Below are 13031 nucleotides of genomic sequence, written 5' to 3' on the forward strand. Positions count from 1 at the left end.
GTGATGTATGCGCCACCTGTCAACTCTTGGGATACGGCCAGGCGTTGGGCAGACAATGGATTCCGTTGTGGTCCAGGAACTTGGTCTGCTGTTGCATGACCGGCGCCAGTTCGCCGTCCTTGTCGCACGTCACATGGCCGTAGCCGAGCCGGTGGCCGACCTCGTGGTTGATCAGCATCTGCCGGTAGGCGTGGATCTTGTCGCCGTACGTCTTGCTGCCCTGAGCCCATCTGTACGCGTTGATCATCACGCGCTGGGTGGACGCCGAGTCGCAGGAGACGTTGTCCTCGGTCGTGTCGAGGCCGGACTTGGCGCACCACTCGGCGGTCGTGCCGGGGCTGGCGAGGGTGATCACGAAGTCGGCCCTGCCCGAGGAGACCCGCTCGAAGGTGCGGGCGCCGTCGTGGGCCCAGCTGCGGTCGTCGTTGAGCGTCTTCTGCACGGCGTCGGCGAACAGCTTCCCGTCCAGGCCGAGTCCCTGCTCCACGTCGACGCGGTAGGTGTACTTGCGCCCCTTGCCGGGCGCCTTCGCGCCGCCGGGGACGGCCGCGAACTTCCCGGAGCCGGCCAGCGTGGCGCTGAGCGGGTACTTCTTGTCCATCGCCTGCTCGTACGAGAGCGTGGCCACGCTCGGCGAGGCGGAGACCGACGGCGTCGTACGACTGTCGCCGCGCGAGGCGGCGCCGTCGGTGGCCCGCGTGTCACCGGCGGCCGACTCGGTCCGCACGCCACTGCCGCGTCCGTCCGCGACCTGCCCGGCGACGATCACCGCGAGCACGGTGGTGACGGCGGCGGCCGCGACGCCGGTGAAGGCCCGGCCCTTGCCGCCCCTGGCCTGCGCGGGCACGCCGGTGGGCGGCGCGTCGTCATCGTCGCCGTACGGCTCGGAGGCGAGCGGAGAGATCCCCGGGCCGGTGTCCGGCCGATACGTTTCCGCACGCTGGGCACCGATACCGGGACGGGGCGTGAAGGCGTCGGCGTCCTCGTCGAAGGCGTCGACGTACTCCTGCCTGGGCCCGCCGGGCGGGCGCTGCCGCTGCCTCGGTATCGACACGCCTGCCTGTCCGCCGCCCGGCCGGCCCCAGCCACCGCCCGCCTCCCGCTGCTCGGGATGCCCGCCCCGGACCCCCGGGACGCCGTCGGCCGGACCGCCGCCGGGGCCACGGGGCACGCCGTCGGCCCGGACGCCGCCGGGGACGCTCGGGACACCGCGCGCGGGGGTGCCGTCGGGGAAACGCGGCACGCCCCGCGCCGGCGTGCCGTCAGGCGAGCGCGGTACGCCCTGTGCGGGCGCGCCGTCGGGGAGACGTCGCATCCCGCGCGCGGGGGTCCCGTCCGCCATCCGCGGCACTCCCCGCGCGGGGGTGCTGTCGGAGGCCGGCCCCCCGCCCGTTATGCCCGCGGCATCATCCTTGGGTGCCGGGCCGCGGCGGCTGTGGCGTCCCACCTGGCCCTCAGCCCCCCGCGCCCGGAGCAGCGGTCCGGTCGCCGTCCAACCGCTCGGCGTCCGCGAGGAGTTCACGGAACGCCCCGGCCACCGCTCCCGGGTACTCCATCATCGCCACGTGCCCGGCGTCCGGCATGGACAGCAGCCGGGAGTGACGGAAGCTGCGTGCGGCCTTCTGGGCCATGCGGTAGCCGACGAGCTGGTCGCGGGCGCCGTAGATCAACAGGGTGGGGGCGAGGACGCGCTCGGCCTGACGCCAGAGCCCGTGCTGGCCGCCCAGTGTGTACGCGTTGACGATCCCGCGCGCGGACCGTGCCATCGCGTCCCAGAAGTACGGCAGCCGCAGCCGCCGTTCCAGTTCCTCCACCGCGTACCCGAACGCCTCGGGCGTCACCCGGCCGGGGTCGCCGTAGCAGAGCGCCAACACGCCGCGTACCCGCTGTTCGGCCGTCCACTTGCCGGTCGTGCGGGTGAGGAGTGCGGCGACGCCCGGCAGGCCGATCAGGATCGTCGGCACGGCGGTGCGCTGGACCCGCAGTTCGGGCAGCGCCGGCGAGATCAGCGTGAGTGTGCGCACGAGGTCGGGGCGGACGGCGGCGACCCGGGTGGCGACCGCGCCGCCGAGGGAGTTGCCGAACAGGTGGACCGGCCCGCGGCCGGCCGCGTCGAGATGACGGATGACCGCGCGCGCGTGCCCGGTGACGGAGTAGTCGCCGTCGTCCGGCGGCGGCGAGTCGCCGAAGCCCGGCAGGTCGACCGCCTCGCCGTCCACGACGCCTTCGAGCCGTTCCATCAGCTCCGACCAGTTCTGTGAGGAACCGCCGAGTCCGTGGACGAACAGCGCGGGCGGCAGGCCCTCCCGCGCGGGCGGCCGTGAACGGATCGTCAGGGTGACGCCGGGCAGTCCCACCGACCGCAGCCGTTCGCCCGCGGCGACTCTGACGGCCTTCGCCCTCGGCAGCACGCTGGTGGGCGGCACGGACGGCAGCTCGGTCGAAGACATGGGCCAATGTTACGAGACGATCACACAGTGATTCATGTGTTCGCCGTCACAGAAACCCCGGGGCATGCCGCGTACAGGACCGCCGACGACATCGCGTCCGCATCCGGTGTCTCCTACGCTCGTAAACAGGGCACCCGTGCGTGGCCCCCTGCCGAGCCAGGGACGTTCGAAGGAAGGGAGCCCACCATGGCCTATGACCCCGTCGACCCCGACGTGCTCGACGATCTGGAGGCGGAGGACGCCCCCGAGATCGATGTCGAGGCACCCGAGGGCGACGCAGCCGAGCAGCACACGGACGTCGCACCGTCCCATGACGACCCGCTCACCGGTGTGGACCCGGGCCGCGCGAACGAGGCCGATCTGGTCGAGCAGGCGCGGGTGGTCTCCCTCGACGAGGACGACTACCGCTGACGGTAACCGGTCTCCGGCGGGCCCACCTGCCCTGTCCGCATTTCCCGGTGCATTTCCTGGTGCGGCTTTCGCCACCGTCCGGTACGTGAAATTCTGCGCTCGCACCGCGCACATCACGGTTACCGAAAAGTACGATGGCCGGGCGGCGCGATCCGCATGTGGACGACTTTTGGGAGGCGGCGTGACAGCCATCGAGCAGACAGAGGCGGCGCGCCCGCGGGGCACTCGCCTGCCGCGCCGTGCCCGACGGAACCAGCTGCTGGGCGCCGCCCAGGAGGTTTTCGTCGCACAGGGGTACCACGCGGCCGCGATGGACGACATCGCCGAGCGCGCAGGCGTCAGCAAGCCGGTGCTCTACCAGCACTTCCCGGGCAAGCTCGACCTCTACCTGGCCCTGCTGGACCAGCACTGCGACGCCCTGATCCAGGCGGTGCGCGGCGCGCTCGCGTCGACGACCGACAACAAGCAGCGTGTCCGCGCGACCATGGACGCGTATTTCGCGTACGTCGAGGACGACGGCGGTGCCTTCCGTCTGGTCTTCGAGTCCGACCTGACGAACGAGCCCGCGGTGCGCGAGCGCGTCGACAAGGTCACCACCGAGTGCGCCGAGGCGATCTGCGACGTCATCGCCGAGGACACCGGCCTCTCGCGCGCGGAGTCGATGCTGCTGGCCTCCGGCCTCGGCGGTCTCGCCCAGGTGGTGGCGCGCTCCTGGCTGCACAGCGACCGCAGCGTCCCGCGTGACCAGGCGGTGCAGCTGCTGGCCTCACTGGCCTGGCGGGGCATCGCCGGCTTCCCGCTGCACGGCCTCGAGTCCCACCACTGAGACGACGCGAGCGGCCGTCCGCGCACGGCCGCTTCCGCCGCATTCCCGTTCGCTGTTCGCTCCTGGCGTGGTCGCGCGCAGCGTGTACGTCCCCTCACCGGGCTAATGTGTGCAGCGTACGGCGCGGAAGCCCGCGCACTTCACTGACCGTCGGAGGGACATAGCCGTGGAGGTCAAGATCGGCGTGCAGCACGCGCCCCGCGAGATCGTTCTGGAGAGCGGTCTGAACGCCGAGGAGGTCGAACGCCTCGTCGCCGACGCGCTGGCCGGCAAGTCGCAGGTGCTGTCCCTGGAGGACGAGCGTGGCCGCAAGGTCCTGGTCCCGACGGACCGCCTGGCGTACATCGAGCTCGGCGAGCCGACCGTGCGCAAGGTGGGCTTCAGCGCGGTCTAGCCACAGCAGCGTGCGGGGGCCCGGCGGACACCAGTCCGCCGGGCCCCCGCGTCATGTCCCGCCGCCGTGTCCGGTCTCCACACGCGGCCCACGACTCGCCCACAGAGGAGGGTTGCATTCCGCAGGTCACGGGTATGACGGGCTACGACCGTGAAGCACCGGCCGGCCGTGGGAGGGACCTCTCGTGATGCTCCTGGAAGTCATCGGATCCGCTCTGCTCGGCCTGGCCCTGTCATGGGCCGCGAACAGCCGCCTTTCCCACCGCCTTCCGGCGCGTCCCCTGGTGTTCTCCACAGGCGTCGCGGGAGCCCTGTTCGGCGACTTCGTCACGCACAGCGCGCTGGGCCCCGGCACGGCGTTCGTGAGCCTGGCGGGAGCCGCGATCGTCTCGGCGGCGTCCCTCTCCCTGCTGCTGCGCCCCACGGGCCGCCGCCTGCGCCGACGATCGATCCCGGCGTAGCTCCGCCGGAACGCCCCGCCGTCTCCCGCGCCGCGCTACGCGGCCAAGCCCAGCGCGGCCATCCGCTTCGTGTGCGCCTCGGTGATCCGCGAGAACATCCGCCCCACCTCGGCCAGGTCGAACCCGTCGGCGACCCCGCCCACCAGCATGGTCGACAGCGCGTCCCGGTCGGCCACGACCCGCTGGGACTGCGACAGCGCCTCCCCCATCAACCGCCGCGCCCACAGCGCCAGTCGCCCCCCCACGCGCGGGTCGGCGTCGATGGCCGCGCGGACCTTCTCCACCGCGAACCCGGCATGCCCCGTGTCGTCGAGGACGGCCAGCACCAGCTCGCGTGTGTCGGTGTCCAGGCGGGCCGCGACCTCCCGGTAGAAGTCACTGGCGATGGAGTCGCCGACGTAGGCCTTGACCAGGCCCTCCAGCCAGTCCGACGGCGCCGTCTGCCGGTGGAAGCCGTCGAGGGCCGCGACGAACGGCTCCATCGCCCGGGTCGCGTCCTCCCCGATCTCCGTCAGCCGGTTCCGCAGCCGCTCGAAGTGGTGGAACTCGGCCGACGCCATCTTCGCCAGCTCGGCCTTGTCCGCCAGCGTGGGCGCCAGCTTGGCGTCCTCGGCGAGGCGCTCGAACGCCGCGAGCTCGCCGTACGCGAGCGCGCCGAGCAGGTCCACGACCGCGGCACGGTACTGGGGGTCGGCAGCCGCCTGGGCCCAGTCCTGGGCGGCGACACCGGTCGGTTCGGCGGAGGCGGTCTCAGGCTTGTCAGAGCTCGTCATGAAGCGCACAATAGCCCGCTCGCCACCCTGTGGGAGCCGTGGGGAAGCGCCGGGGAGCCGCTGGGGGAACCGTGGGGGGGAATCCCCGAGAAGACCCCGGGAAGTCCCTGGGAGTCACCGGAAGTCCTGGGAGAAGTCCCTGGTCAACCACTGTGACTACCACGACGTGACCAAATCGGCCATCGCATGTGCGCGATTCCGGGGTATGGTGGTAATGCGCCTGCTGGTACGCCGTCTGTTTCAGACGTGCCTCGACAGGCCGCACGTATGAGGATGCCCGGTCGGTGGCCCGATCGGCTCCGAACCGACAGCCCTCCCGGCGCGTACGGCACATCGCGTACGTCGACCGGAGGGAGACACCCTCAGCGGTATGAGCGCTAGAGCGTCGGCAGAGGTCCCGTGCACTACGGCGTGCCCCCCACAGCCCGCCCGTAAGGCAGCCGACGTCCCCCGGCACGGTCCGTCAAAGACCCCCGCGCTCGCCTCGTGCCGCGACTCACAGAAGAGGCAGCGCCCTGACTACGACGTTTCGAGAACTCGGAATCCTCCCCGAGACCGCCGAGGCCCTGGAGGCCGTCGGCATCATCAACCCCTTCCCCATCCAGGAGATGACACTCCCGGTCGCCCTGTCCGGCACCGACGTCATCGGCCAGGCCAAGACCGGCACCGGCAAGACCCTCGGTTTCGGTCTGCCGCTCCTGGAGCGCGTGACCGTCCCCGCCGACGTGGAGGCCGGCCGCGCCGCCCCCGAGGCCCTCACGAACGCCCCGCAGGCGCTCGTCGTCGTCCCCACGCGCGAGCTCTGCACCCAGGTCACCAACGACCTGCTGACGGCCGGCAAGGTCCGCAACGTACGCGTTCTCGCCATCTACGGCGGCCGGGCCTACGAGCCGCAGGTCGAGGCCCTGAAGAAGGGCGTCGACGTCGTCGTCGGCACCCCGGGCCGGCTCCTGGACCTCGCGGGCCAGAAGAAGCTCGACCTCAAGCACATCAAGTCGCTCGTCCTCGACGAGGCCGACGAGATGCTCGACCTGGGCTTCCTGCCCGACGTCGAGAAGATCATCGACATGCTCCCGGCCAAGCGCCAGACCATGCTGTTCTCGGCGACCATGCCGGGCGCGGTCATCGGCCTCGCGCGCCGGTACATGAGCCAGCCCACCCACATCCGCGCCACCGCGCCGGACGACGAGGGCGCGACCGTCGCGAACATCGCGCAGTTCGTCTACCGCGCGCACTCCATGGACAAGCCGGAGATGATCGCGCGCATACTGCAAGCCGAGGGCCGCGGGCTCGCGATGATCTTCTGCCGCACCAAGCGCACCGCCGCCGACATCGCCGAGCAGCTCCAGCGCCGTGGCTTCGCCTCCGGCGCGGTGCACGGCGACCTCGGCCAGGGTGCCCGCGAGCAGGCGCTGCGCGCGTTCCGCAACGGCAAGGTGGACGTCCTCGTCTGCACCGACGTGGCCGCACGCGGTATCGACGTCGAGGGCGTCACCCACGTCATCAACTACCAGTCCCCCGAGGACGAGAAGACGTACCTGCACCGGGTCGGCCGTACCGGTCGCGCGGGCGCGTCGGGCACCGCGATCACGTTCGTCGACTGGGACGACATCCCGCGCTGGCAGCTCATCAACAAGGCGCTGGAGCTGGGCTTCAGCGACCCGGTGGAGACGTACTCGACCTCTCCGCACTTCTTCGAGGAACTCAAGATCCCCGCGGGCACCAAGGGTGTGCTGCCGCGCTCGGAGCGCACCCGCGCCGGGCTCGACGCGGAGGAGCTGGAGGACCTCGGCGAGACCGGCGGCCGCGGTGGCCGCGGTCGCGGTGGCCGGGGCGGTCGTCCGGAGTCCCGCGGCGAGGCCCGTACCGAGGAGCGCGAGCGTCCGGCCCGCACCCCGCGCCGCCGCCGTCGTACCCGTGGCGGTTCGGCCACGGACGCCCCGGCCGGTACGACGGCCACGGCGCCGGCCACCGAGTCCGCCGCCCCCGCCGCCGAGGAGGCGCCGGCCACCCGGACCCCGCGCCGCCGTCGCCGTACGCGCGGCGGAGCGGCGTCGGAAGCGGTGGCGAGCACCGCGCCGGCGACGGTGACCCCGGAGGCCGTCGTGGAGACGGTCGAGGCCGTGACGGAGACGGCCGCGCCTCCGCGTCGCCGCCGCACCCGCCGGTCCGCCGAGGCCGAGGCGGCACCGACGGCAGAGGTCACTCCGGTGACCGAGGCCCCGGTGGCGCAGGCCCCGGTGACCGAGGAAGCACCGGCGGCCCCCGCCCGGCGCCGCACCCGCAAAACGGCCGCGGTGGCCGAGACCCCCGCGACCCCCGAGGCCGCACCCGTGGCCGTGGAGACGGTCGAGGCCGTGGCGGAGCCGAAGCCGCGCCGCACGCGCAAGGCGACGGTGGCCACGGAGGCCGCTGAGGCCGCGGTGGACACCGCCGAGGCCGTGGCGGCCAAGCCGCGCCGCACCCGCAAGACCGCTGCCGCCGCCGCGCCGGTGGCCGAAGCGGCGGAGGCGTCCACGGAGGCCGTGGAAGCCCCGGTGACGCCGACGCGCCGCCGTACCCGCAAGGTGGCGGAGCCCGTCGCCGAGGTCACGGAGGCGCCGGCGGAAACCGCCGAGGAGCCGAAGCCGCGCCGCACGCGCAAGACGGCCGCCGCCGCTGCCGCCCCCGCCGACGCCGCCGAGGCGACGGAGGAGGCCAAGCCGCGCCGTCGTACGACGCGCAAGGCGGCCGAGGCCGTCGTCGACACGGTGGAAGCCGTGGAGGCCAAGCCGCGCCGCACCCGCAAGACGGCGGCCGCCGCTCCGGAGGCCGTCGAGACGGACACCGGGGCCGCACCCAAGCCGCGCCGCACCCGGAAGACGGCAGCCGCCGAAGCCGTGGTGGACACGGCCGAGGCCACGGAGGCCAAGCCGCGCCGGACCCGGAAGACGGCGGCCGCCGTCGCCGAGCCGGCCGAGGCCGTGGCGGCCGTGGAGGCCAAGCCCCGTCGCACCCGGAAGACGGCGGCCGCCGCTCCGGAGGCCGCCGAGGCGGAGCCCGCGCCCAAGGCGCGCCGGACCCGCAAGGCCGCCGAGGCGGTCGTCGACACCGTCGAGGGTGCCGAGGCGAAGCCCCGCCGGACCCGCAAGACGGCCGTGGCCGCCACCGCGGAGATCCCGGCGCAGGCCAGCGCTGAGCCGGAGGTCAAGCCGAAGGCCCGGACCACCCGTAAGGCGACCGCGTCCGCCGCGCCGGACGACGCGGAGGCGAAGCCGAAGGCCCGCCGGACCCGGAAGGCCGCTGCCGCGACCCCCGAGGCCTGAGCCGAACCGACCCGACGGCCCGACCCACCCCGCGTGGGCCGGGCCGTCGGCGTTCACGCACCCAGGCAACCGGCACCAGCACGCCGTCGACATGGGCGAGCCCCACGCCAACCGCCCGCAGCAGCAACCCGACGGCCGACGGCACCCCCACCCCGCCGTCAGCCCCCACCCACACCCACACCCGACGTCAGCGTTCACCCCGCAACCGCCACCGCCCCCGACGTCAGCGTTCACCCCGCAACCAGCCACCGCCCCCGACGACAGCGTTCACCCCAACCGCCGCCCTTACCTCCCGCGACGACAGCGTTCACCCCAACCGCCGTCCCACCCGGCCCCCCGCACCGGCCACTGCCCGCCGGCTTACGGCCACCGGCCACCATCCCCGCCCCCCGTCGTCAGCATCCCCGCCCCCGTCGTCAGGGTTCACCGGCCGTCCTCCGGTGTGTCGGTGGGCGCCGGTTACGCTCTCCCCCATGAGCAGGCCTTCCTCTTTCGTTCCGCCCGTCGGTGCCCGGGCGTACGCGCTCGCCACCGCGCGCGGTGAGTTCGCCGTCGTCGACTCGCCGGTGGCGGCCGGGGTGGAGCCACGGGGGGTCGCGCTGTTGCTGCCCGGGTTCACCGGCAGCAAGGAGGACTTCAACCTGCTGCATCCTGCACTGGGCGCGCGCGGGTACCGCACCGTCGCGGTGGACGGGCGCGGCCAGTACGAGTCGGACGGGCCGCAGAACGACGAATCGGCCTACGCGCAGGCGGAGTTGGCGCAGGACGTGCTCGCACAGGCGGCGGCCGTCGGCGGCGGCCGGCCGGTGCATCTGCTGGGCCACTCCCTGGGCGGTCAGATCGCGCGGGCGGCCGTGCTGCTCGACCCCGCGCCGTTCCGGTCGCTGACGCTCATGGCCTCGGGCCCGGCGCAGATCTCCACCTCCCAGCAGCAGCGCGTGAAGCTGCTGCGGGACGCGCTCGGCGTGATGTCCATGGGCGAGGTCTGGGAGGCCATGCAGGCCCTGGAGGCGCCGGAGGAACTGGACGGCGAAGCCGACGAGGGCGCCCCTGCGGACCGCGAGGATCTACGGAGCCGCTGGCTGCGCAACAAGCCGGCCCAGCTCCTCGCCACCGGACTCCAGTTGTGCACCGAGCCGGATCGCGTCAGCGAACTCGCCGCGCTCCCGTTGCCGTACCACGTCCTGTCCGGCGCGCGGGACGACACCTGGCCGGTGCTGTTGCTGGACGAGATGGCGCTACGGCTGCGCGCGCGCAGGACGGTCGTGGACGGCGCGGAGCACTCCCCCAACACCGACCGGCCGGCCCCCACCGCCGAGGCGATCGCCGCCTTCTGGGAGAGCACGGACGGCTGACGCCTCCGGCACCGCGTCAGTACCGCGTCAGTACTGCGTCCGAAGGTGCTCCCAGAAGCCTTCCCGCAGGGCGCGGCGCAGGTCGGCCTGGCCGCGCAGCGAGTACTGGAGCAGGGTCTCGGCCTCGACGAGCAGGTCCTGGTCGACGGAGCCGGGCAGATAGGGATGGCCGGGCAGCAGCTCGACGAGCGCTTCGCGGCCGCGCGCGGACAGCCATTTCGCGGCGATCTGCGCACCGACGAAGCGGACGCTCTCGCGGGTGGGTCTGGTGGCGCCGGCGTCGTAGGCGGGGGCGGCGCGCCGCGAGACGTACGGCTTGAAGAACTCGAGGTCGAGGGTGCGCTGGCTGTCGACCTCCCAGAGCAGTGGTTCGGCCTGGTTGCGGCCCTCGGGTGCCTCGATGCCCCACAGGTGGACGCGGGCGCCGTAGCCCTGGGCGGCCTCGACCGCGGAGACCAGGTCCTCGTCGCCGCCGAGCAGGGCCGCGTCGCTGATCGCGCGGTGCCGGGCGAGTGACTCCAGGTCGGTGCGGATGAGGGAGTCGACGCCCTTCTGCTGGTTGTTGGCGTTCAGGTTGCCGAGGCGGACCTTGACGTCGGGGAGCTCGGCGATGGTCTGCTGCTCGACGGTGTGGATCCGGCGGCGGGCGCCGTCGTACCAGTAGACGCGCAGCAGCCTGCTGTCCGCGAAGATCTGCCGCGCCTTGTCGATGAGCGCCTCGATCAGGCCCTCCGCGTCGAGGTCGAAGGCCCGGCGGTCCTCGGTCCCCGCGACGAGCCGGCCCGTGGCCGCGTAGAGGTAGCCCGCGTCGACGAAGATCGCGTGCGTCGAGGGCGTCTTCGCCACTTCGGCGAGCATGCGGGTGAGCAGCTCGTTCGTGCGGTCGATACGGGCTTGGAGGGTGGCGAGGTCGTCGTTCATCACCTCCATTGTCCCGGCGGTCACGCTGCGAACACAACCGGTCCCGGTCAGTCTCCCCGATACCTCGTACTGGTCAGTAATTAGACGTTCGAAAAATTTCTTTAGCGTAGGGAATGTTTGTAACACGCAAGTCGTTGACTAGCACGGAACACAAGACGAAGGGAGAGGCCATGCGCTTCGAAATCATGCGACTCGACGAGGTCGACGGCACCACCGTGGACAGCACTGTCGTGGACGCCGCCTCCGTCAACAGGATCGTGCAGCAGGCCGCCGCCGTCGGGCAGCGCCTGTGGATCCGACCGGCCGAGAACCAGACGTCGTAACGGAATACGAGAGACGAGCAACCTGACGCGCGGAACACCGCAGAGTCTTCGGAGCCCCCGCACGGCACTCACGCCGTGCGGGGGCTCCGCGTCTCAGGCGCCCCTGATGACCTGGGTGACGCCGTTGATGATCTGCTGCACGGCGATCGCGGACAGCATCATGCCCGCGAGGCGGGTCACCAGAACCACGCCGCCGTCCTTGATGACCCGGATGATCAGCAGCGAGTAGCGCATCACCAGCCACAGCACGACATGGATGGCGAGGATCGCCGTCCACACCGACACCTGCGAGGCCACGCCATGGGCCTTCTGCACGGCGAGGATGACCGAGACGATCGCACCGGGACCGGCCAGCAGCGGCATGCCCAGCGGTACGAGCGCCACGTTGACGTCCTTGGTCTGCTTCGGCTCGTCGTTCTTGCCGGTGAGCAGGTCGAGGGCGATGAGGAGGAGCAGCAGCCCGCCCGCGATCATCAGCGCGGGCACGGAGACGTGCAGGTAGTCCAGGATCTGGTGACCGAGGAGCCCGAAGACGGCGATCACCCCGCCCGCGACGCAGACGGCCTGGAAGGCCATCCGCCGTTGCACCTTGCCGGGCCGGCCGGCGGTGAGGGCGAGGAAGATCGGGGTGATCCCGGGGGGATCCATGATGACAAAAAGGGTCAGGAAGAGGGAGCCGAAGACGGCGAGGTCGAACATGGGTGTGCCACAGGCCTTGCGGAAGAAGAGGGATCAGGAGGTACGGGGGCCGAGCCTCAGGCCCCGCCGGTCCCCGGCACCGGGAAGGCACCCGTCGCACGGCGCGTGATCTCGCCGTACACCTCGGGGTGCGTCGTGTACGCGCCGAGCGCCACCGTCTTGCGGCTGCCGTGGTAGTCCGAGGACCCGGTGACCAGCAGCCCCAGCTCGGCGGCGAGACCCCGCAGCCGCGTCCGGGCGTCCTCGTCGTGGTCCATGTGGTCGACCTCGATCCCGTCGAGTCCGGCCGCGGCCAGCTCGCCGATGGTCGACTCGGGCACCGTGCGCCCGCGCTTGGCGGCCGCCGGGTGCGCGAACACGCACACTCCGCCGGCGCCCTTGACCAGCCGGATCGCCTCGAAGGGGTCGGTCTCGTGCTTCTCGACGTAGGCCCGGCCGCCGTCGGCCAGCCACTCCTCGGTGAAGGCGTCGCTCACGGTCGGTACGACACCGAGCTCGACGAGCGCGGAGGCGACGTGCGGCCGCCCCACGGAACCGCCGCCCGCGATCCGCTCGACCTGCTCCCAGGTGACCGGCACGTCCAGCGCGTTCAGCTTGGCGATCATGCCCTGGGCGCGCGGCACCCGGTCGTCCCTGACCAGCTCGCGCTCGGCGAGCAGGGCCGGCTCCTCAGGGTCGAAGAGGTAGGCGAGCATGTGCATGGAGACGCCGTCGACGCGGCAGGAGAGTTCGGCCCCGGTGACCAGGGTGAGCCCCTCGGGCAGCGCGGCGATGGCCTCGTCGTACCCACGGGTGGTGTCGTGATCGGTCAGCGCGACGACGTCCAGGCCGGCAGCGGCCGCGTTGCGCACCAGCTCGGCCGGGGTGTCCGTACCGTCGGAGGCGGTGGAGTGGCAGTGCAGATCGACACGCACGACACGGACTCCAGCGGGGCGGTACGAATGGGGACGCGTCAAGGATAGCGGCCCGCCGGGCATGCCCTGTCACACCCGAAACCTGTGAGCACCCTTTACACGACCCACCCGGAGCCTCCGTGTCGGCTCCCGTCCGCCCTCGTCGACCCCGGCCGGCTCCCCTCGACCTTCGTCGACCCCGGCCGGCTCCCCTCGGCCCT

Annotated in this window: 13 protein-coding genes; 7 read left to right on the plus strand and 6 right to left on the minus strand. The window is 72.5% G+C overall.

Annotation, left to right across the window (positions count from 1 at the left end; translation table 11 throughout):
- Window positions 1–19 precede the first annotated feature (19 nt).
- Together AAW13_RS22120 and AAW13_RS22125 are read right to left on the minus strand one after the other, a co-directional pair.
- Entirely contained in the window at window positions 20–1342 is a 1323-nt protein-coding gene (locus tag AAW13_RS22120; RefSeq protein WP_420855483.1) for a DUF3152 domain-containing protein, read from the minus strand.
- A gap of 112 nt (window positions 1343–1454) precedes the next feature.
- Window positions 1455–2450 carry an alpha/beta fold hydrolase gene (locus AAW13_RS22125; protein ID WP_046730489.1) on the minus strand — a complete coding sequence of 332 codons (996 nt, stop codon included), beginning with the start codon at window positions 2448–2450 and terminating at the stop codon, window positions 1455–1457.
- A 186-nt stretch (window positions 2451–2636) separates the two neighbouring features.
- Here AAW13_RS22125 and AAW13_RS22130 point away from each other — a divergent pair, with 186 nt between their 5' ends.
- The 4 genes from AAW13_RS22130 (at window position 2637) to AAW13_RS22145 (ending at window position 4541) form a co-directional block, all read left to right on the plus strand.
- Window positions 2637–2861: a hypothetical protein gene (locus tag AAW13_RS22130; protein WP_046730490.1), complete on the plus strand. Its 225-nt coding sequence runs from the start codon at window positions 2637–2639 to the stop codon at window positions 2859–2861.
- A 181-nt stretch (window positions 2862–3042) separates the two neighbouring features.
- Window positions 3043–3687 carry a TetR/AcrR family transcriptional regulator gene (locus AAW13_RS22135; protein WP_046730491.1) on the plus strand — a complete coding sequence of 215 codons (645 nt, stop codon included), beginning with the start codon at window positions 3043–3045 and terminating at the stop codon, window positions 3685–3687.
- A 166-nt stretch (window positions 3688–3853) separates the two neighbouring features.
- Complete coding sequence (locus AAW13_RS22140) at window positions 3854–4081, plus strand: DUF3107 domain-containing protein (protein ID WP_046730492.1); 228 nt, start codon at window positions 3854–3856, stop codon at window positions 4079–4081.
- Window positions 4082–4268: 187 nt separating this feature from the next.
- The gene (locus AAW13_RS22145; RefSeq protein WP_046730493.1) at window positions 4269–4541 is read left to right on the plus strand and encodes a hypothetical protein; all 273 of its coding nucleotides are present in this window, start codon (window positions 4269–4271) and stop codon (window positions 4539–4541) included.
- Window positions 4542–4576: 35 nt separating this feature from the next.
- On the opposite strand, the gene AAW13_RS22150 is transcribed toward AAW13_RS22145, so the two are convergent.
- On the minus strand, window positions 4577–5323 hold the full coding sequence (locus tag AAW13_RS22150) for a ferritin-like fold-containing protein (protein WP_046730494.1): 747 nt from the start codon (window positions 5321–5323) through the stop codon (window positions 4577–4579).
- Window positions 5324–5922: 599 nt separating this feature from the next.
- Here AAW13_RS22150 and AAW13_RS22155 point away from each other — a divergent pair.
- Both AAW13_RS22155 and AAW13_RS22160 read left to right on the plus strand, forming a co-directional pair.
- Complete coding sequence (locus tag AAW13_RS22155; RefSeq protein WP_046730495.1) at window positions 5923–8619, plus strand: DEAD/DEAH box helicase; 2697 nt, start codon at window positions 5923–5925, stop codon at window positions 8617–8619.
- Between the two features lie 473 nt (window positions 8620–9092).
- Window positions 9093–9974 carry an alpha/beta fold hydrolase gene (locus AAW13_RS22160; protein WP_046730496.1) on the plus strand — a complete coding sequence of 294 codons (882 nt, stop codon included), beginning with the start codon at window positions 9093–9095 and terminating at the stop codon, window positions 9972–9974.
- A 27-nt stretch (window positions 9975–10001) separates the two neighbouring features.
- On the opposite strand, the gene AAW13_RS22165 is transcribed toward AAW13_RS22160, so the two are convergent.
- Window positions 10002–10904 carry an NYN domain-containing protein gene (locus AAW13_RS22165; RefSeq protein ID WP_046730497.1) on the minus strand — a complete coding sequence of 301 codons (903 nt, stop codon included), beginning with the start codon at window positions 10902–10904 and terminating at the stop codon, window positions 10002–10004.
- A 161-nt stretch (window positions 10905–11065) separates the two neighbouring features.
- Between AAW13_RS22165 and AAW13_RS45985 the strand changes: the two genes are divergently transcribed.
- Window positions 11066–11218, plus strand: coding sequence for a hypothetical protein (locus AAW13_RS45985; protein WP_165941569.1), 153 nt, complete (start codon window positions 11066–11068; stop codon window positions 11216–11218).
- Between the two features lie 93 nt (window positions 11219–11311).
- Here the strand turns inward: AAW13_RS45985 and AAW13_RS22170 are convergent, their stop codons facing one another.
- Complete coding sequence (locus AAW13_RS22170) at window positions 11312–11917, minus strand: MarC family protein (protein WP_046730498.1); 606 nt, start codon at window positions 11915–11917, stop codon at window positions 11312–11314.
- Window positions 11918–11973: 56 nt separating this feature from the next.
- On the minus strand, window positions 11974–12831 hold the full coding sequence (locus AAW13_RS22175) for a PHP domain-containing protein (protein WP_046730499.1): 858 nt from the start codon (window positions 12829–12831) through the stop codon (window positions 11974–11976).
- Between the last annotated feature and the right edge of the window lie 200 nt (window positions 12832–13031).

It is taken from the genome of Streptomyces humi, assembly GCF_001005085.2.
Taxonomy (GTDB): Bacteria; Actinomycetota; Actinomycetes; order Streptomycetales; family Streptomycetaceae; genus Streptomyces; species Streptomyces humi.